Source organism: Sphingomonas xinjiangensis (assembly GCF_014199255.1).
Lineage (GTDB): Bacteria > Pseudomonadota > Alphaproteobacteria > Sphingomonadales > Sphingomonadaceae > Sphingomonas > Sphingomonas xinjiangensis.
Map to the genome: position 1 here is coordinate 1 of NZ_JACIJF010000009.1, position 18552 is coordinate 18552.

Sequence of the window (18552 nt, forward strand, 5' to 3'; positions counted from 1 at the left end):
GAAGGAAGTCGCCGTGACCACGCCGACGCCAGGAATCGTCATGAGCAGCTGACAAGCCTCGCTACGGCGAGCATCGGCCAGCAGCTTGCGTCCGAGCTCCGCAGCGCGAAGTCGTACTGCATGCCAGGCCTCTAGCAGTGGCCGGATGATCTCAGCCAGTTCGGCGTTGCCGGCGAGCAGCTCCCCCACCTTTTGCTCGAACCTGGTGCCCATGACAGCAGGAACGATAAGGCCGAACGTCTTCATCAGTCCCCTGATCTGGTTCGACAGCTCCGTGCCGATCCGCACCAGCCGGGTTCGAGCCGCCACCAGCGTCCGGGCAAGCATGCTGTCGAAGCTCTTGACCCGCACTTCCTTGTAGAACCCGACCTCCGCCAGATGAGCAAGGCCATCGGCATCGTTGGCGTCGGTCTTGTTGGCTGCCATGTCGAGCCCGGCTTTCGCGTGCCGCGCGTCGATGCAGATCGCCGGCAATCCCTCTGCGGTAAGCGCGTGATAGAACCAGACCGACAGCGGGCCGGTTTCGAACACCACCCGCTTCGCAGCAGGCGCGTGCTTGCGGATCAGTGCCGCGAGCACCTGAGGATCCGACAAACACTTGCCGCGCCAGACCCGCTTGCCGCCGCGCCGAATAGATACCGCCGTGTCTTTCAGCGAGACGTCGAGTCCGATATATTCATCCATGGCTGTTCTCCGTCCGATGTATGGGCCCGGCTTCCAGTCGTGAGCCCGCACCTTCATCTATCGAGGAACAGCCACCCTCCACACCATCGCTGGTCGAGGTAGCCCGCTCCCGCGATTACCCCATGTTCATCAATCCGGCCCCCGGGTTCGAACAGCGGGTGTCCTAGTCGCGACGAAGGGCCGCCAAGGTGGCGCAGAAAGCATCGGGTCCGCGCTTCGGCAGTTCAGGCGCCGGCGCGTCGGCGCGCCCCGGGACAAATGCGGCAGCCAGGTGCGTAGGCATCGGCAAGTCAAACAGGTGCGGTTCATGCGGCTATGCTATGAGGCGGCATGCGTCTGGTTCGTTGGTCCGCCGTGCTCGCCTCCGTCCTGCTCACCGGCTGCGTGTTCAGCAGCGGGCGCGAGGCGCCCCGGAAGCCCCCAGCGGTGCGCGAGCGCGGCTCGCGTCCGGTCACCTTGCTGCGGCCAACGCCCAAGGAAACGCAGCAATGCTTCGCCGACTTGTCGCGTGAGGAGGTGCGATTCAGCCCGCTTCCCGATCGTGATTTCGGCGGAGGCTGCGAAGTGCTCGGCGCGGTCCAATTGATCGATGTTGGAGTCCCGATCACCAACCTGAAGTCGATGCGCTGTCCGCTCGCGCGCAGCTTCATCGGTTGGCTCCGATTCGCCGTGGCGCCGGCGGCCAAGCAGATCCTGGGCAGCGAACTGGTGCGGGTGGAGAGCTTCGGCACTTATTCGTGCCGCGCGATCGTCGGTGGGGCGTCTAACCGGTTGTCGGAGCATGGGCTGGGCAATGCGGTCGACATTGGTGGCTTCGTGCTGGCCGATGGGCGCAAAATCCGCGTGCTCGGCGGGTGGAAATCCGACGACGCCCAAGTGCGTGACTTCTTCAAGGTGATCCACCGTTCCGCGTGCAAGCGTTTCAAGACGGTGCTAAGCCCTGACTACAACGCCGCGCACTACAACCACCTCCACCTCGACATGGGCCGCGGTCCGTTCTGCGCCTGATCTGGGTGTTTGCAGCGCGCGCCCGATGCTCGTAAGTCGGCGTAAATGAACGACACACGCGTACCGAGCCGGGTCTTCCGCCCCGCTCAAGAAGAAGCCGGCAATGCCAACACGGGCAGCGGCACCCCCCAAACCGAGCACCCCGCATACCGGCTCGCCTTCCAGGACATGGACTTCCTGCTGCGCGAAGATCTGCGGCCGGTGCGCTTCCAGCTTGAGTTGCTCAAGCCGCAGCTAATCCTCCAGGAAGCGAACATCGCCTCCACCTTTGTGATGTACGGATCCGCGCGCATTCCCGAGCCGAGCAAGGCGCAGGGCCTGCTGGAGCTGGCCGACACCCCCGAGCAGAAGATCGTCGCCGAGCGGCTGATCGAAAAGTCTAAATATTACGATGTCGCGCGCGAACTGGCACAGCTGGTCAGCAACTTCCCGCTCGATGACGCGGGCAAGCGGCACTTTGTGGTATGCTCGGGCGGCGGCCCCTCGATCATGGAAGCGGCAAATCGCGGTGCGCAGGATGTCGGCGCCGAATCGGTGGGCCTCAACATCGTGCTGCCGCACGAGCAGGCGCCAAACCCGTATGTGACGCCGGGGCTGAGCATGCAGTTCCACTATTTCGCGCTCCGGAAAATGCACTTCCTTCTGCATGCGCGCGCGGTGGCGGTGTTCCCGGGCGGCTTCGGGACGTTCGACGAGAGCTTCGAACTGCTGACGCTGATCCAGACCGGCAAGATCGATCCGATCCCGGTGTTGTTCTACGGCAAGGCGTTCTGGCAGCGCGTCGTGAACTTCGACGCGCTGTGCGAGGAAGGCGTGATCGGCCCGCGCGACCTCAACCTATTCCACTTCGTCGAAACCGCGGAAGAAGGCTGGGAAATCGTGCAGGACTTCTGGCGCGACAAGCAGGCGCAGGGCTGAACAAACGGCGTTGCCCTCCCTCCCCTAGCGGGGGAGGGCAGTGCGCGCTTAGTTGTTGCTCTTGGGCAGCCCAGCCTTTTCCTCGGCCTGGATCTGGTTCTGCTTGCTCTTCTCGGGCGTGTTTTCGCTCGGGGTTGCCTGGTTCGAGATTTCGGCTGGGTCGGCACCTTCCGCGACATTGGCCTGCGCCGCGTTGTCGACGGGCGCCTCACCGGCAGCGGGAGCAGCTGGCAGGGGCAGGTTCGAGCCCTGGCTATTCAGATAGGCGATAATGTTCGCGCGATCTTGCGGGTTTGCGATGCCGGCGAAGGTCATTTTGGTGCCCGGCGCATATTTGCGCGGAGAGGTGAGCCATGCGTCGAGCGCGTCGAAGGTCCAGTTACCCGGGACCGCCTTCAATGCATCCGAGTAGGCGAAGCCGGGGACATGGCCGTGCCCCTTGCCGACCGCGCCGTACAGGTTGGGTCCGATGCCCGAGGCGCCGCCCTGGTTGATCGTATGGCAGGCGGTGCACTGCTTGAACACGTCGGCGCCCTTGGCAGGGTCGGCCTTGGCAAGGCGTACTGCGATCGGTTCAACAGCAGCGGCACCGGCCTCACCCGCTTCCTCGACACCCTCGATAGCGTAGCCCATCTTTTCCGGACGCTCAGAATGGAAGGCGATGCCACTGACGATCGTGAGGCCTAGTGCGGCAATGCCGCCGGCCAGTGCCCAACCCGCAATCGTATTGAACCGATCGTCCATTGCATGCCCCTGAGACTATTCACTTTGCCTTTAAAACGCGGTTCCGCACACCGCAAGCACGGGTTGCCGTAAGTCCTCGCGCTCGCTAGCCGCGGATCATCATGGAGAATTTCGCTGCACCCGCCCGCCCGATCGTGGCCGCGATGTCCGAGCAAGCGTCCGCCGAGCCCAAACGCGCGGTCGCGTTCCAAGGGGCGCCGGGCGCAAATTCGCATATTGCTGCGCTGGAAGCGTTTCCGGACGGACTACCGCTTCCGTGCTTTTCGTTCGAGGATGCGATCGATGCCGTGCGCGAGGGGCACGCCGACCGGGCGATGATCCCGATCGAGAATTCGCTGCACGGGCGCGTGGCGGACATTCACTTCCTGCTTCCCGAATCGGGGCTTGCTATCGTCGGGGAACACTTCCTGCCGATCCGCTACGGCCTGATGGCGATGGGCGGGAGGGAGAATGTGCGACAGGCGATGAGCCATCCCCAGGCGCTGGGGCAATGTCGGCACTGGTTGAAGGAACATGGAATCGCGCCGGTTTCCTATCCCGACACGGCCGGGGCTGCGGCCGTAGTGGCAGAGATGCAGGATCCCACGGTGGCGGCCTTGGCACCGCCTGGGGCCGCGCAACTCTATGGGTTGCAGCTTCTGGCGACCGATCTGGCGGATGCGGATCACAACATGACGCGCTTCGTGGTGCTGGCGCGCGAAGCCCGGGCGCTGGAGGACGTAGGGCCGTGCATGACGACGTTTGTTTTTGAAGTGAAGAACGTGCCGGCGGCCTTGTACAAGGCGCTGGGCGGGTTCGCGACCAACGGCGTCAACATGACCAAGCTGGAGAGTTACCAGCGGGGTGGGAGCTTTGCGGCTACGGAATTCTATGCCGATGTGGTGGGTCGGCCCGGAGAGGCGCATCTGGACCGGGCTTTGGAGGAATTGCGGTTCCATTCGAAGTGGATGCGGGTGTTGGGGAGCTACCCTCAGGCGAGGCCGCGACCTTGAGGCCAGCATCTGGTCGACGCGGAAAACGTTGGTCCCCGCACGTCGACAGACGAAATATTCACGTTTCCGACCAACGGCTTAGCAGCGTATAGGCAATCGCATAAGGCGGCGGTGCGACGAAGGGCGCCGCGGGGTCGCGCGACAAGGCCTGGCGCACTTCCTCGCGGGTGAACCAGCGCGCATCCTCGAGTTCGTGGACGTCCATCGTGATCGCATCATCCTGCGCTTGGGCGACGCAGGCGATCATCAGCGAGGACGGGAACGGCCAGGGCTGGCTGGCGACATAGCGCACCTGATCCACGCAAACGCCTGCTTCTTCAAGCACTTCGCGGGCGACGGCTTCCTCGATCGATTCGCCGACCTCAAGAAAACCGGCAAGCGCGGAATAACGGCCGGCGGGCCAGCTGGGCTGGCGGCCGAGCAGCGCGCGGCCATCATGTTCGGCGATCATGATCACGACCGGATCGGTCCGCGGGAAATGTTCGGCGCTGCATGTCGGGCATTTGCGGCCCCAGCCGGCGCGGAAAATCGCGGTCTTCGTGCCGCAATTCGCGCAAAAACCGTGCCGCGCATGCCAATCGACCAGACTGCGCGCGGCCGCATAGAGCGCCGCATCCTCGGCACGGAAGCGGTCAAGCGCGGCGTTGAGCGCAGGCGAACGTCCGCCCGGCAGCCGCTCGCCCGGGAGCGGCGCCGCCGCGAAGCGCGGCCCCCCTTCCCCATCGAAACCCAGGAACAGAAGTTCGCCCGAGGCAGCGTCGAGGCCGGTCCAGCCGAGCCGGCCATCGGCGTTCACTTGAGGATCGAGGCCGTCGAGCACCAGCAGCCGCGCGCGCGGATCGGCCTGCGCCGCGGCGAGCATGGCGTCGTCGTGACGGATTCGGTCGGCGCGATCGAGCGTGCCGCCAGTAAAGCCGGGCGCGTTCATCGGCGCAGATCGGTGTAAATCGCCTGAGTGGCTTCGCGCTTGAGCGGAGTCTGGCCGAACAGGTTGATCATCACCGTGGCGCGGACGCGGTTGGTGGGGTCGACCCAGCCGAGCGATCCTGCGGCGCCGGCCCAGCCGAACGTGCCCTTGCCCGGGCCGCCGGGCTGATCGGCAAGCGAGACCGAGCCGCCGGCACCGAAGCCGATCTGATTATTGCCCGAGGTCGCCTGCAACACGCTGCGGTCGACACCGGCGGGGAGCAGATCGGACATGGCGATCTGCACGGTTTCGGGCTTTAGGATCCGCGCGCCGTCCAGCGTCCCGCCGTTCAGCAGCATGTGGAGAAAGCGGTCATAATCGCGCGCCGACATGACGAGGCCCGCGCCGCCATAGGGGAAGGAGGGCGGCTGGAGCCACACCGAGGTGGCGCCGGGATCGAGCGGGGCGCGGCTGTCGCCGAGCTGCGCATAATTGGTCGCGAGCAGCCGCGCCTTGTCGGCCGGCACGGTCCAATAGCTGGCGGTCATGCCGAGCGGCTGGAAGATGCGGGTTTGCACGAAGCTGTCGAACGGCATGCCGCTGGCCACTTCGATCACGCGGCCAAGCACGTCCAGGCCAATCGAATAGCTCCACTTTGCGCCAGGCTCGGCGATCAGCGGCAGCGTGGCGACGCGGTTGGCGAATTCCTCGAGGCTCTTTGGCCGGACGGCGCGCATGTTGGGCTCCATCGCGGCGCTGACCGCGGCGGGATTGATGCCCAGGCGGTTATATTCGTCGAGCAACGCCCCCTTGGTGACGATGTTGTAGCCAAGCCCCGCGGTGTGAGTGAGCAGGTTGCGCACGGTGATCGGGCGCGTGGCCGGGCGGCTGGTCAGGCCCTTTGCGGGATCGACCAGCACCTTCATGGTCTTGAACGCCGGCATGAAGTCGCTGATCGGCTGGTCGAGGCCGAGCTTGCCCTGTTCGACCAGGATCATCGCGGCGATGCCGGTGATCGGCTTTGTCATCGAATAGACGCGCCACAGGCTGTCGGCATCCGCAGCGGGCGCAGTGGCTTCGTTGGCGATACGTCCGGCGGCGGCGATGCGCGGGGCGGCGTCGCCCTGCCCCACCGCGATGACCATGCCGGGCACGCGGTTCTCGGCGACCCAGCGATTCGCCAGCGCATCCACAACCGAGGGTGCGGTGCGGGTTGCCGGTGCCGGGCTGGCCGGTTGCTGCCGCAGCGCCTGGCCCCATGCCGGCGCCGTGAGCGCGAGCGCGCCCGTAACACTCAACCCGATCAGCTTGCGCATCGCATACTCCCGAACCTGTTCGCCGCCTTGGCAAAGACGGTGGGCAGTCCGGCGGACGCGAGGTCCGCGACCGGCCACCATTCGCCTTCCAAAACCTCATGCGGGCCGATTGTTGCAGCGGCAAGCGCGACCTGAAGATCGAAATGGGTGAAGCCATGGGCGACGGTGTGGTCGTGCAGCCGCCAATCCGCCGCGACCGGCGCGCCCTCCAGGCCCGGCGCCACAGCTTCCCATGGACCGGTGGGCAGCGCGCGCATGCCGCCGAGCAGTCCCTTGGCGGGGCGGCGGACGAGCAGGACATGGCCGTCGCGCTCGGCCCAGAACATCGTGCCGTAGCGCTGGGGCTTTGGGGCTTTCTTGGCTTTATACGGGAACAACTCGGGCGTGCCGGTGCGGAAGCCGTCACATTGGTCGCGCAAGGGGCAGAGCAGGCAGCGGGGCGCGCGGGCGGTGCAGATGCCGGAGCCCAAGTCCATCATCGCCTGGGCGAAGTCGCCGGCGCGGGTGTCGGGGGTGATCGCGTCGGTGTGAGCGCGAATCTGCGGGCGCGAAGCGGGCAGCGGGGTTTCTATTGCGAACAGGCGCGACACCACGCGCTCGACATTGGCGTCGACCACCACCGCGCGGCGGCCAAAGGCAATCGCGGCGATGGCGGCGGCGGTATAGGCCCCGACACCGGGCAGCGCGCGCAGGCCCTCCTCCGTGTCCGGCATGCGCCCCAGCCGCGTCACTTCGCGGGCGCAGGCGAGCAGATTGCGGGCGCGGGCATAATAGCCGAGCCCCGCCCAGGCGGTCATGACATCGGCATCGGCGGCGGCGGCGAAGGCTTCGAAGGTTGGCCAGCGGGTGGTGAACTTCTCAAAATACGGGATCACGGTTGCGACTTGCGTCTGCTGGAGCATGATCTCCGACAGCCAGACGCGGTACGGATCCGCGGCATTGCTGCCCGGGGCTGCGCGCCAGGGGAGGCGGCGGGCGTTGGCGTCGTACCAGTCGAGGAGGAGGCGGGATATCAAGGGGCGGTCCGGGTGGCGGGGGTGGGAAGGTCGTAAACTCATAAGGAATGGGCGGGCAGCGGAACGTCTCCTTTCGCGCGCCAGACGGCAGGGGGGCGCTTACTCGGCGAGTTCGGCGGTAGAAGCCGTTAACCTTACAAGCCTTATGCAAGGATGTATGCAGCTGGCTGACACGCGGTCGCGGCGCCTCGCAATTGTCCTGCTTGCGTGTTTCGAGATTTTCGGTCAGCTTCACCGAACAGACGGCGCGTCAGACTTGAAGATGTTCGCGGGCGTGGTGCACGTGAATGATATGTTGCACGAAGGGCTGTCATAACGGACGGTACGAGCGAGTTTTGCACTCTTGACCAGCAGGTGGCGTAATGATCGGACTTGTTCTTCTTCCTTTGTTTGCTGCTCAAAGCCAAACTCCCCAACTTCCTCAGCAGGCGTACGTTTCAAGATCGCCGACGCGTCTAGGCGACAACATGCCTCGACCGGAGCAAAGCCCTCGTTTGGATCCAGCATCGGTGGCGCAGATGCAAGCTTTCGGTCATTGCGTTGCGATGCGTCAGCCGGCGAAGTCTGCAGCCTTGCTGCAGATGGACTTTAACACGCCCCAGTATACTCGCGCGCTGAAGAAGCTCGCTTCTTCGGAATCGAGCTGTATCGGGCGGAGCGCGAAAGTTCGGTTCGCCGGGGTTCTTTTCGCGGGCGCGCTCGCAGAGCAGTTGCTGGCACGCACTGACAATCTTGCGGGTGCGCTCGCCTATGACCCTGCCAAGCCGTCGGTCAAGACGTTCAGCCTGACCGACTACGTAGCCGCCTGCGTTGCCCGCACCTCGCCTGAAAAGGTAGCAGCACTGTTGGTAACCCCCGCAGTAAGTGAAGCTGAACAAGCCGCGATCAGTCAACTCGCGCCGGTAGTAGAACAATGCGTGCCAGCGGGTCAGCAAGCGCGCTTCAACCGGCCAGGCTTGCGGGCGATCCTGGCCGCCGCATCGTATCGCATGGTCGAGGCAGGCAGAGCGGTCGGGATCCGCAGCTAAGCCTGCGCTCCGCCGCTGAGCAACGAACGGAGGCTTCCAAGTCACGCGGCAACTTGGCTTAAGACTAGGGTCAGCCGCCGTTGATCGCAACGACGGCCTCCAGACGACCCGCTACGATCTCCCCAGATCGCAAATCGGACGATTGCTGCCATGATGCCCCTCTCCTGCTTACGAGAGAGGGCAGAGACGGACCGGAGGTCTGGCGATAGGGTGAGGGTTTAGTGGGAATGACCCGCGAGGGGAATCCCACTGAACCCTCTCCCGGCTTCGCTGCGCTTGCCACCCTCTCCCGCAGGCGGGAGAGGGATGGAAGATCCCTCGGTGGGCGTTCGCGTTCCCCTCCCTGCAAGGGAGGGGTTAGGGGTGGGTATGGAAAAGGACGGGCTCGATGTCCGGCCTCTTCCCCTCCTTGCGGGCATGTAGCGGGCTCGCTGCGCTCGCACCCACCCCCCTGCCCCTCTCTTGCAGGGAGGGGAGCTTTGAGTGCGGGAAGCGGGGACAGTGTGCCGCATTGCGCGAGGAACGTTGTCGGGCTGGGGCCCCTATGGCATGGGAGGAGCGCAATGACGAAGACCCCCCGTGCCACCACGCGCCAGCCCAAGATGGAGCCCAAGCGTTCGAATCGCGTGCGGCCGGTATCCGAGCTGCTGCCCGAAGTGGGCGGCGCGGCGTTTCGCAAGTTCGGGTTCGTCCAGCATGCCGTGGTCAGCCGCTGGAGCGAGATTGTCGGGGAGCGCTATGCGCGGGTGTCGGTGCCCGAATCGATCCGCTTTCCCCAGGGCAAGCGTGCCGAGGGGGTGCTGAGCCTGGTGGTGTCGGGTGCCCATGCGCCGATGATGCAGCATATCGGCCCCGAGATCATCGAGCGGGTGAACCGCTTCTTTGGATATCAGGCCGTCGCGCGGCTGGCGATCAAGCACGGCGCGGTGCAGCGCAAGGAAAAAGCGGCCGCGCCGCCGAGCCTGAAGCCCTTGTCCGCAGCAATGGGCGAGAGCCTGCGCGGGATTGTCGATCCCGAGCTGAAGGCGGTGCTGGAAGCGCTGGCAGCGGGGGTGGTGGCGAATGGGGACAAGGCCGAGCAAAGCTGGCCGAAGCTGGGCAGGATCGATTGATGCGGATGATGCATGTTCTGGGCGCGGCGGTGCTGGCGCTGGGGTTGAATGGCGCGAGTGTCGCGCAGCCGCAGCGCGCGCCGGCGGCGGCGGCGAAGCGCTGGGTCGACGTGGTGGTGCGCACGCCCGAAGGCGGATACCGCCAGGGCAATCCCAACGCGCCGGTCAAGCTGGTCGAATATGGATCGCGCACCTGCCCAAGCTGTGGGCGCTTCGCGGCCGAGGGGATGGCGCCGCTGCGCGCCGAGTTCATCGCCAGCGGCAAGGTGAGCTATGAATATCGCGACTTCCTGATCCACGGCGCGCCCGATCTGGCGCTGGCGCTGGTCAACCAGTGCGTGCCGGCTGGGCGTTTCTTTCCGGTGCTCGACGCGATCTATGCCGGGCAGAGCGGCTTTGCCGAGCGGCTGGACACGTTTCTGAAAAAGTCGCCGCAGGTGGCCGAAGGCTATCAGAAGCTGCCGCCGCCGCAGATGGCGACGCGCTTTGCCGAAGTGATGGGCGTGATCCCGTTCATGAAAGCGCACGGGCTTGGCGAGGCGCAGGCGCGCAAGTGCCTGAACAACCCGGCGCTGGTGCAGGGCATCGCGAAGACCCATGCCGACGGCGCCAATCTGCACGATGTGCAGGGCACGCCGGGCTTTTTCGTCAACGGGCGTGCGGTGCGCGCCTTTACCTGGGACCGGTTGCAGCCCGAGCTGCGCGCGGCCGGCGCCTGAACCCCTTTCCTTGGAGAATAGACCGATGCGTGCAGCCCTTGCCCTGATCCCCTTTGCGATGCTCGCCAGCTGCGGCGGCGGCAATGACGGCAACAGCGCGGCGCCGGTGACCTCGAGCACGCCCGTCGCCCAGGTGGCGGCGCCGGCGGGCAAGGCGTGGGTCGATGTGGTCGAGAAAACCGCCGAGGGCGGATATCGCCAAGGCAACCCGAACGCGCCGATCAAGCTGGTGGAATATGGCTCGCGCACCTGCCCGACCTGTGGCCGGTTCGGCACCGAGGCGCCCGAGCCGCTGCGCGAAAAGTATATCTCGACCGGCAAGGTGAGCTATGAATTCCGCGACTTCCCGATCCACGGCGCGCCCGACCTGGCGCTGTCGCTGTTGAACCAGTGCGCGGGGACGCAGGCGTTCTTCCCGATGCTCGACCAGATCTTCGCGAACCAGCCCGCATTCTTCGAGAAGCAGGAAAAGCTGCCCGAGGCAGTGGTGCAGCAGCTGGGATCGATGAGCCCGCCCCAGGCCGCGATGGTGATCGCCGAGCAGATGGGCATGATCGACTTCGCCAAGCAACGCGGCATCCCCGAAGCCAAAGCGCGCCAGTGCCTGGTCGATCAGGCAGCGATCAAGCAGATCGCCGACGTGATGGCCGACGCGACCAACAACAAGGGCGTGACCGGCACCCCGACCTTCTTCATCAACGACCAGAAGATCGACGCGGCATTGTGGTCGCAGGTCGAACCGGCGCTGCAGGCAGCCGGGGCGCGCTAAGCGAACGCCGCGGGGGGCGGCCGCGATGCAGATCAAGCGGCTGCGGCTGACGGGGTTCAAGAGCTTCGTCGACCCCGCCGACCTGCGCATCGAGCCGGGGCTGACGGGGATCGTCGGCCCCAATGGCTGCGGCAAGTCGAACCTGCTCGAAGCGTTGCGCTGGGCGATGGGGGAGAACAGCGCCAAAAGCTTGCGCGGCGGCGGCATGGAAGACGTGATCTTTGCCGGCACGCAGACCCGCCCGGCACGCAACTTCGCCGAAGTGTCGATCCTGGGCGAACAGGACGATGACGAGGAGCTGGAAGTCGTCCGCCGGATCGAGCGGGGGACGGGCTCGGCATACCGCATCAACGGGCGCGACGTGCGCGCCAAGGACGTGGCGCTGCTGTTCGCCGACGCGGCGACGGGGGCGCACTCCCCTGCCCTGGTGAGCCAGGGGCGGATCAGCGCGGTGATCGCCGCCAAGCCAGCCGAGCGCCGGGCGATGCTGGAGGAAGCCGCGGGGATTGCCGGGCTGCACGTGCGGCGGCGCGATGCCGAGGCCAAGCTGCGCGCGACCGAAGCGAACCTGGTGCGGCTGGACGAAGTGATCGGCGACCAAGAGGCACGCGCGGCATCCCTGCGGCGGCAGGCGCGGCAGGCCGAGCGCTATCGCGAATTGTCCGAGCGGATCCGCCTGGCCGAGGCGCGGATGATCTATGCGCGGTGGCGCGACGCGGCGGCGGCGGCGGATGTCGCCAAGCGGGAGGCGGCGGCGGCGCAGGCGCTGGTGGCGCAGCGCGCGGCTTCGCAGGACGCGGCGGCGGCGGCGCAGGCGGCGGCGGTGGCGGTGCTTGCCGGCGTGCGGGCGGACGCGCTGGCGCTGCGCGACCGGGCAAGCGCGGCGATGCACGCGCTGGCGGCGCTGCGCAGCGAACGCGCGGGGGTTGCGCGGCGGATCGGCGAACTGGCCGACGCGGCGGCGCGGCTGGAAGAGGATCGCGGGCGCGAGGGAGCGCTGGCGCACGACGCGGCGGAGGCGCTGGCGCGGCTGGGCGACGAGGTGAAGGCGCTGGAAGCGCGGATCACGCAAGCGGGCGCGCGCATGCCAATGCTGGAAGCGGCGCTGGGCGAGGCCGAGCGGGCGGCGCGGGATGCCGAGGTGGCGCTGGCGCAGGCGCTTGCCGCCCAGGCGAGCGAGGCGGCGGAGGCGCGCGTGGCCGAGGCGGCGCTGGCGGCAGCGCGGACCCGCGTGGAGCGGACAGGCCGCGAGCGGGCGCGGGCCGATGCGGAGATCGCCGCGCTCCCTGCCGCCGAGCCGTTGCGCGTGGAGAAAGCGCGGGCTGGCGAGGCGCGGATCGCGGCTGCGGCGCAAAGCGAGGCGGCACGGACGGGACTGGCTCAGGCAGAGGCAGAGGAGCGCGCCGGGCTGACCGGGCGCGACCGGGCGCAGGCGGCGCGGGCGGCGGCGCATGCCGAGCTGGCGCAGATCGACAGCGAAGCGGCGGCGCTACGGAAAGCGACCTTGCCAAGCGGAAAGGACCGGCTGCTCGACCGGGTGCGAGTCGATGCGGGCTATGAGCGCGCGCTGGCGGCGGCGCTGGGGGACGATCTGGAGGCGGGGCTGGACGCGGGGGCCGAGCGGTTCTGGGCGGGTGCCGAGGTGGCGCCCGCGGATCCGCCGGTGCCGGCGGGGCTGGTGGCGCTTTCGGCGCATGTCGAGGCGCCGGCGCTGGCGCGGCGACTGCGCCAGGTGCTGGTCGCGGAAACCGATGACGGACAGGTGCTGGCAGTCGGGCAGCGGCTGGTGACGCTGGGCGGCGCGCTGCGGCGTTGGGACGGATATCGCGCAAGGTCCGGCGGGGCGGCGGCGGCGGCGCGGCTGGAGCGAGTGAACCGGCTGGCGGCGATCGAGGCGGCGCGGCCCGCGGCGATGGTTGCGGTGGAGACCGCAGCCGCCGAACTGGCGGCGGTCGACGCGGCGGTGGAGGCGGCGAAGCGGGCGGCGCAGGGGTATCGTTTGGCACTTGGGCAGGCGGAGAGTGCCGCTCGCGAGGCGGCGCGGGCGGAGGACCGGGCGAGCGCGCAGCTTGAGCGGCTGGAGGCGCAGCGGGCAGACCTGGAAGCGCGGGCGCGGCGCAGCGCGGGTGAGCAGGACGAAGCGGCGGGGGAACTGGCACGGGCGGAAGCTGCCGAAGCGGCACTGCCCGACGGATCGGCGACGCGGGAAAAGGTGTCGGCGCTTTCGCGTGAGGCCGAGGCACGGCGCGCCGCGGCGGCGACGGCGCGGGCGGAACGCGGCGGCCAGGAGCGCGAGATCAGCCAAGCGCGCGAGCGGCTGGCCGCAGCGGCGGCGGAAGCGAAGAGCTGGAAGTCGCGGGCGGGCGATGCGGCGCGGCGGGCGGCGGAAATGGACAAGCGTGCGGCGGCGCTTGCCGAGGAGAGCGCCAGCTTGGCCGAGCGGCCAGCAACGCTCGACGCGGCGGTTGCCGAGGCCGAGCGGGACAGTGACACGCTGCGCGCGGACTCGGCGGCGGCGCAGGCGGCGGAGCGCGAGGCCGAGACGGCACTGCGCGCCGCCGAGGATTCGGTGCGGGCTGCCAACGAAACGCTGGCCGAGGCGCGCGAGACCCGAGCCGGCGCGCTGGCCCGGGCCGAGAACCAGGAATTGCGGCGCGTGGAGATGGGGCGGCTATCGGGCGAGCGTTTCGAATGCCCGCCGCCGGTGCTGCCGCAGCGCGCGGGGTTCGACTCCGCCAGCGTGAGGACGCCCCAAGAGGAATCCAGCGCGCATGAGCGGCTGACCGCCGAGCGCGAGCGGATCGGGCCGGTGAACCTGGTGGCCGAGGCCGAGCTGGCCGAGCTGGAGGCGGCGTCTTCGACCAATGCGCGCGAGCGCGAAGAATTGACTCAGGCGGTGCATCGGCTGCGCGGGTCGATCGGCACGCTGAACCGCGAGGGGCGGCAGCGGCTGCTGGCGGCGTTCGAGGCGGTGAACGGGCATTTCCGGCGGCTATTCACGACGCTGTTCAATGGCGGGCAGGCGCATCTCCAGATGATCGATTCGGACGACCCGCTGGAGGCAGGGCTGGAGATCCTGGCGCAGCCGCCGGGGAAGCGGCTGCAATCGCTGACGTTGCTGTCCGGCGGCGAGCAGGCGCTGACCGCGGTGGCGCTGATCTTTGCGCTGTTTCTGACCAAGCCGGCGCCGATCTGCGTGCTCGACGAAGTCGACGCGCCGCTGGACGACGCCAATGTCGACCGCTTTTGCGGGCTGCTCGAGCGGATGAGCGCGGAAACGCGGACGCGCTACCTGATCGTCACGCACAATGCCGCGACAATGAGCCGGATGCACCGGCTGTTCGGCGTAACGATGGTCGAGCAGGGCGTGAGCCGGCTGGTGTCGGTGGATCTGGGCGGAGCGGAGAGCCTGTTGGCGGCGGAGTGACATTGGGCGCCGCGACTTTCACCGATGCGCAGGCGGACCATCTGAAGCCAGCCCGACTGAGAGGACGTTGAGCCAGATTGTCGGCGCAGCGGAATGGGAACAGGAGATGGGGTACCAATGGGTACCAGACAATCGGAGTTGGTACTGGCTTTTAAACCGCTACGTTGGCCGACATGAGCATGGACGTGATAGACGAGAGCACGCGAGCAGCGGCCCTGCGCCTGACTACGGCTGAGCGGGAATGTCTCAAGCGTTGTCTGAACCATCAAACTGCCAAGCAAATGGCTCTCGATCTTGGTGTCTCTCCTCATGCCGTGGAGAAGCGGTTAAAGATGGCGCGCGCCAAGCTGGGCCTGTCCTCATCGCTTGAAGCTGCGAAGCTGGTGGAGGCGCTAGAGCGGTCCGGTCGGCTGGGACCTGGATCGCCGGACCTTCCGCCGGGGAATGCTAAATCCGATAAAGCCGGCTCCGTCGCCGCCCCGCGAAACGAGACCTCAGGGAATTTGCGGCTGCACCGGGTTTATGTGGTCTCCGGAGTAACGCTAATGAGCCTTTTTGCCGCAGCAGCCATGATCGTGTGGGTTCAGTCATCTGGCGCTATCGACGGGCAGGCAAGCTCGCCGCCGAGCGTCCCGTCTGCACCCTCCGCCGCACCCAGCTCCGTGCCGACTGCCGGCACCGAGGCTGCCTTGCGTCGCCTTGTCGCCGGTCTGGCGAGCGGCTCGCCCGATTACGACAAACTCTCTCCCCAGTTCGCCGAGGTCGTCCGTAAGGATCTTCCCATGACTCATCCCATGTTCAAATCGCTGGGCGAGCTGAAGTCGGTCACTTTCCGCCAGCGTGGCATGCTAGGCGACGACGGCTACGACCTAGTGTTTGCCAACGGCAAAGTCTTGATGTCGGTCGTGCTCGACGCCGAAGGCAGGATGGCCGGCGGCATTCTCAGGCCCGAGGGGTAAATCCCCGCGGCGCATCGATCCGTCGGAGACGGGGACGTGCGTAAGCGCCGGTCTAGACCTACCTTTCTAGAAGCCGACGCCTCCGCTTCCGTCCTCACTTCGGGCCGTTCGAGGCTTCTTCGTCCGGGAAGCGGACGCGAGCAGTTGTCAGCCTGACCAGCGGGTGCGCGGATCTTCCCGAACGAGAGCGACGGTGTTCACGTCTCGCTCCTGGATGCTGATCACGTGCTTGGCGGAGAAGGGGAGTTCGGTTCCAAGCCAGACCTCGTCGTTCTCAGCGACGGCGTTCTGCTCGTTGTCTAGGACGCCGAGATACCCGTCTGGTGTGCGCTTTCGAACAAGGACCCACATGCGCTCCACCGAAACATCCTCGTCAGGGTTGTCGACGACATATGAAGCGCGGCGTTGCGCTCCCCGCGCACGCCAGCCCTTTGACATGCATCGGTGACCGTCCCGCCTCGCTTCCCAATCAGGTCTGAGCGCCGGGCCGGTGGGCGACAGTGCTCATCGCTTCGAAAAGTGCCTTGGCGACACCTTCGGCCGAATAAGGCTTGTGAAGGAGCGGAAAGCCGTGTCGTCCTTCATCGACCAAGACATGGCTGTATCCGCTCGTGAGCACGATCGGCATGTGTGGAAAATTCTGCCGCACCGAGCGTGCAAGCTCGATGCCGCTCATCCCGGGCATGACAACGTCGCTGAAGATCACATCGAACCGACTGTCAGCGGAGAGCTTCTCCAAAGCCGTGTGACCGCAGTCCGCTACTTCAGCTTCGAAGCCGAGGTCCTGGAGTAGGTCGACCGCAAAGTTGCGAACATCCGCGTTATCCTCAACAACCAAAACGCGCCCGCCCTTAGGCAGCGGCTCCATCTCATGCTCTTGCGGGGAGCTACTCGGACGATCGTCGCGAGCTAGCAGCAGGAGCCGAAAGATGGTCCCAGCCCCCAACCTGCTCTCAACCTGGATTTCACCGTCGGATTGTTTGATGAAGCCATATACCTGGCTCAAGCCAAGGCCAGTGCCTTTGCCGACTTCCTTTGTCGTGTAGAAGGGCTCGAAAATGCGGTTCAGTTTCTCCGGCTCGATGCCGTGGCCGGTGTCGGCGACCTCGACGCACACGAGCGCGCTCTCGCCCTCCATTTCCCTGCGAATGGCAATCTTCAATTCGCCCTCGCCATCCATGGCGTCGCGCGCGTTGACAGCCATGTTGACGAGCGCGGCTTCGAACTGGGCAATATCGGCTTCCACGAAGCAGTCCGAGCACCTTGCGTCGATCTCGAGGCATATTCTCGAACCAAGCACGCTGCGCAGCATTTCGGCGATGGAGGTGATCCGCTGTCCGGCGTCGAAAACTTCCGGCCGCAATGCTTGCCGCCGGGCAAATGCCAGAAGCTGGCCGGTCAGTCGCGCGGCACGTTCCGCGGTGTCGGAGATCGCGTCGATGTAGCGGCGGCGCTTTTCCTCGGTCAGCCCATCGCGTCTAAGAACGTCGGCCGAGCCCCTGATCACGGTGAGCAGGTTGTTGAAGTCATGCGCGATGCCGCCGGTGAGCTGCCCAATGGCCTCCATCTTCTGGCTTTGACGAAGTGCGTCGTTCGCGATCTCGAGCTCGCGAGTTCTCTCGACCACCCGTTGCTCTAGGCTCTGATTAGCGCGTTGAGCAGCCTCGAACAGCCGAGCATTGTCGATGGCAATGGCAGCCTGCCCGGCAAGACCTAGAAGGAGCGGCTCGGCTTCTTCGCCGAATATTCCCGGTTCGGGGTGCGCGAAGAAGAGCCCGCCGATAACCTCTCCGGACCGCGACGTGACCGGCACGGCAAGATAGCTGCGAACTGGCAGATGCCCCTGCGGCATTCCGTTGTGCGGCGAGTTGTTGCCGTAACGGGGGTCCTTGGTGATGTCGTCCGAACGGACCACACCTTCCCCTTGGAACGTGGGGGCGAACACCTCGGTCGCGCGAGGATGACCAAAGCTGTCGAACTGTTCTCGCTCAGCGCCTGACAAGGTGTAAAGCAGGAAGCTTTCGCCGTCATCGTTGATGACGTTGTAGAAGAACGCTCCGAACTTAGCCCCACTCAGCTCGACCCCTGCGTCGGTCACGATCTGAACAACGCGGTTCAGGTCGAGCTCGACCGCCAAAGCCTGCCCGGTGCGATTGAGGACCTCGAAACGCACCTGCTTCGCTTTTTCCTGCTCGATGTTGCGAGCCTCGATGACCGTGCCAGCGGGAGCGCCGCTTTGATCCAATAGCGGGCTCGCCGTGAAAGCTACGGGGTAGAAGCTTCCATCGGGCGCGACGAAGATCTCTTCCCCTTGCATCTGCGCTCGCTCGGGAAAGGCGCGATCGATCGGGCAGTCTGCAAGCGGATAATGGGAACCGTCGGGCTTTGTGTGATGAACCACGTCATGCAATGGCCGCCCTCGCATCTCCTCGAATGCGTAGCCCGTGAGCTTCTCGGCTGCTGCGTTGGCGTAGACGCATTGCTGTTGGTGATCCATCAGGAATACAGCCATCGTCGTATTGCCGAGGATTGCGTCGAGCCGGCGGCTGGTCTCACGAAGACGTTCCTGCGCCGCCAGCTCCTTCGTCACGTCGCGGTAGAACGCCGCAACGCCAGCTTGCACAGGAACGATCCGAGACTCGAGCCAAGCACTGTGCCCACCGTCCCAGCTCTGGTGGTGCACTGCCGTTTGCGCCTCGCGATTGAGCATCACCCACTTGAATTGCTCGCCGAGTTCGCTTTCCTCCACGCCGGGAGCAAGCTCCCACAGCGTTCGTCCGAGCAAATCCTCCTTCGCTCGGCCGTCGAGGGCGATGGCAGCCCTGTTCACGTCGACCAGGCGAAACCCCCTATCAAGAAGGAAGAACGCCTCCGACATATTCTCCAGAACGTCGCGGGCGTAATCGTCCGCGTGCGGATCGGCGCCGGAGCGTGAGTGAGTCAAAGCAACCTC

General features: G+C 66.3%; 16 protein-coding genes. 9 read left to right on the top strand and 7 right to left on the bottom strand.

Translation table 11 applies throughout. The features are described 5' to 3' along the window. Nucleotides 1-684 (bottom strand): IS110 family transposase (locus FHT02_RS14050; RefSeq protein ID WP_184088780.1); only part of this gene is annotated, 684 nt, incomplete at its 3' end. A gap of 330 nt (nucleotides 685-1014) precedes the next feature. Between FHT02_RS14050 and FHT02_RS14055 the strand changes: the two genes are divergently transcribed. Together FHT02_RS14055 and FHT02_RS14060 are read left to right on the top strand one after the other, a co-directional pair. After that, complete coding sequence (locus tag FHT02_RS14055; protein WP_184088783.1) at nucleotides 1015-1692, top strand: extensin family protein; 678 nt, start codon at nucleotides 1015-1017, stop codon at nucleotides 1690-1692. A gap of 45 nt (nucleotides 1693-1737) precedes the next feature. Beyond that, a complete protein-coding gene (locus FHT02_RS14060) occupies nucleotides 1738-2610 on the top strand; it encodes an LOG family protein (RefSeq protein WP_184088786.1) in 873 nt (290 codons plus the stop codon). A 48-nt stretch (nucleotides 2611-2658) separates the two neighbouring features. Here the strand turns inward: FHT02_RS14060 and FHT02_RS14065 are convergent, their stop codons facing one another. Beyond that, nucleotides 2659-3354 (bottom strand): c-type cytochrome, encoded by a 696-nt coding sequence (locus tag FHT02_RS14065; RefSeq protein WP_184088789.1) that lies wholly within the window; start codon nucleotides 3352-3354, stop codon nucleotides 2659-2661. Between the two features lie 101 nt (nucleotides 3355-3455). Here FHT02_RS14065 and FHT02_RS14070 point away from each other — a divergent pair, with 101 nt between their 5' ends. Further along, nucleotides 3456-4346 carry a prephenate dehydratase gene (locus tag FHT02_RS14070; RefSeq protein ID WP_184088792.1) on the top strand — a complete coding sequence of 297 codons (891 nt, stop codon included), beginning with the start codon at nucleotides 3456-3458 and terminating at the stop codon, nucleotides 4344-4346. Nucleotides 4347-4404: 58 nt separating this feature from the next. Here FHT02_RS14070 and nudC read toward each other — a convergent pair whose 3' ends face one another. From nudC to FHT02_RS14085, 3 genes are read right to left on the bottom strand one after another with little or no spacing between them, the layout of a single operon-like run. After that, nucleotides 4405-5274: an NAD(+) diphosphatase gene (nudC, locus tag FHT02_RS14075; RefSeq protein ID WP_184088795.1), complete on the bottom strand. Its 870-nt coding sequence runs from the start codon at nucleotides 5272-5274 to the stop codon at nucleotides 4405-4407. Further along, nucleotides 5271-6569: a serine hydrolase domain-containing protein gene (locus FHT02_RS14080; RefSeq protein ID WP_184088798.1), complete on the bottom strand. Its 1299-nt coding sequence runs from the start codon at nucleotides 6567-6569 to the stop codon at nucleotides 5271-5273. Before FHT02_RS14080 ends, nudC begins: the two co-directional genes overlap by 4 nt. Beyond that, nucleotides 6557-7627 (bottom strand): A/G-specific adenine glycosylase, encoded by a 1071-nt coding sequence (locus FHT02_RS14085; RefSeq protein ID WP_184088801.1) that lies wholly within the window; start codon nucleotides 7625-7627, stop codon nucleotides 6557-6559. Before FHT02_RS14085 ends, FHT02_RS14080 begins: the two co-directional genes overlap by 13 nt. Nucleotides 7628-7947: 320 nt before the next feature. Between FHT02_RS14085 and FHT02_RS14090 the strand changes: the two genes are divergently transcribed. The 6 genes from FHT02_RS14090 (at nucleotide 7948) to FHT02_RS14115 (ending at nucleotide 15599) form a co-directional block, all read left to right on the top strand. Next, entirely contained in the window at nucleotides 7948-8613 is a 666-nt protein-coding gene (locus FHT02_RS14090) for a hypothetical protein (protein WP_184088804.1), read from the top strand. Between the two features lie 563 nt (nucleotides 8614-9176). Further along, nucleotides 9177-9725 (top strand): DUF721 domain-containing protein, encoded by a 549-nt coding sequence (locus tag FHT02_RS14095; protein ID WP_184088807.1) that lies wholly within the window; start codon nucleotides 9177-9179, stop codon nucleotides 9723-9725. Further along, complete coding sequence (locus tag FHT02_RS14100; RefSeq protein ID WP_246352416.1) at nucleotides 9725-10444, top strand: DsbA family protein; 720 nt, start codon at nucleotides 9725-9727, stop codon at nucleotides 10442-10444. The genes FHT02_RS14095 and FHT02_RS14100 overlap by 1 nt, the downstream gene beginning before the upstream one ends. 25 nt (nucleotides 10445-10469) lie before the next feature. Further along, complete coding sequence (locus FHT02_RS14105) at nucleotides 10470-11213, top strand: DsbA family protein (protein WP_184088810.1); 744 nt, start codon at nucleotides 10470-10472, stop codon at nucleotides 11211-11213. A 25-nt stretch (nucleotides 11214-11238) separates the two neighbouring features. Then, nucleotides 11239-14640 carry a chromosome segregation SMC family protein gene (locus FHT02_RS14110; RefSeq protein ID WP_184088813.1) on the top strand — a complete coding sequence of 1134 codons (3402 nt, stop codon included), beginning with the start codon at nucleotides 11239-11241 and terminating at the stop codon, nucleotides 14638-14640. 173 nt (nucleotides 14641-14813) lie between these two features. Further along, nucleotides 14814-15599, top strand: a complete 786-nt coding sequence (locus FHT02_RS14115; protein WP_221239494.1) for a helix-turn-helix transcriptional regulator — start codon at nucleotides 14814-14816, stop codon at nucleotides 15597-15599. 147 nt (nucleotides 15600-15746) lie between these two features. Here FHT02_RS14115 and FHT02_RS14120 read toward each other — a convergent pair whose 3' ends face one another. Continuing rightward, nucleotides 15747-15950: a hypothetical protein gene (locus FHT02_RS14120; RefSeq protein ID WP_221239495.1), complete on the bottom strand. Its 204-nt coding sequence runs from the start codon at nucleotides 15948-15950 to the stop codon at nucleotides 15747-15749. A gap of 118 nt (nucleotides 15951-16068) precedes the next feature. Then, nucleotides 16069-18543, bottom strand: coding sequence for a PAS domain-containing protein (locus tag FHT02_RS14125; protein WP_184088819.1), 2475 nt, complete (start codon nucleotides 18541-18543; stop codon nucleotides 16069-16071). Nucleotides 18544-18552 lie beyond the last annotated feature (9 nt).

What these genes read in the sequence shown, in the direction of transcription:
- FHT02_RS14055 (WP_184088783.1), top strand. Translation starts at nt 1,015, where the DNA reads ATGCGTCTGGTTCGTTGGTCCGCCGTGCTCGCCTCCGTCCTGCTCACC.
- FHT02_RS14060 (WP_184088786.1), top strand. Translation starts at nt 1,738, where the DNA reads ATGAACGACACACGCGTACCGAGCCGGGTCTTCCGCCCCGCTCAAGAA.
- FHT02_RS14065 (WP_184088789.1), bottom strand. Translation starts at nt 3,354, where the DNA reads ATGGACGATCGGTTCAATACGATTGCGGGTTGGGCACTGGCCGGCGGC.
- FHT02_RS14070 (WP_184088792.1), top strand. Translation starts at nt 3,456, where the DNA reads ATGGAGAATTTCGCTGCACCCGCCCGCCCGATCGTGGCCGCGATGTCC.
- nudC (WP_184088795.1), bottom strand. Translation starts at nt 5,274, where the DNA reads ATGAACGCGCCCGGCTTTACTGGCGGCACGCTCGATCGCGCCGACCGA.
- FHT02_RS14080 (WP_184088798.1), bottom strand. Translation starts at nt 6,569, where the DNA reads ATGCGCAAGCTGATCGGGTTGAGTGTTACGGGCGCGCTCGCGCTCACG.
- FHT02_RS14085 (WP_184088801.1), bottom strand. Translation starts at nt 7,627, where the DNA reads ATGAGTTTACGACCTTCCCACCCCCGCCACCCGGACCGCCCCTTGATA.
- FHT02_RS14090 (WP_184088804.1), top strand. Translation starts at nt 7,948, where the DNA reads ATGATCGGACTTGTTCTTCTTCCTTTGTTTGCTGCTCAAAGCCAAACT.
- FHT02_RS14095 (WP_184088807.1), top strand. Translation starts at nt 9,177, where the DNA reads ATGACGAAGACCCCCCGTGCCACCACGCGCCAGCCCAAGATGGAGCCC.
- FHT02_RS14100 (WP_246352416.1), top strand. Translation starts at nt 9,725, where the DNA reads ATGCGGATGATGCATGTTCTGGGCGCGGCGGTGCTGGCGCTGGGGTTG.
- FHT02_RS14105 (WP_184088810.1), top strand. Translation starts at nt 10,470, where the DNA reads ATGCGTGCAGCCCTTGCCCTGATCCCCTTTGCGATGCTCGCCAGCTGC.
- FHT02_RS14110 (WP_184088813.1), top strand. Translation starts at nt 11,239, where the DNA reads ATGCAGATCAAGCGGCTGCGGCTGACGGGGTTCAAGAGCTTCGTCGAC.
- FHT02_RS14115 (WP_221239494.1), top strand. Translation starts at nt 14,814, where the DNA reads ATGAGCATGGACGTGATAGACGAGAGCACGCGAGCAGCGGCCCTGCGC.
- FHT02_RS14120 (WP_221239495.1), bottom strand. Translation starts at nt 15,950, where the DNA reads ATGTGGGTCCTTGTTCGAAAGCGCACACCAGACGGGTATCTCGGCGTC.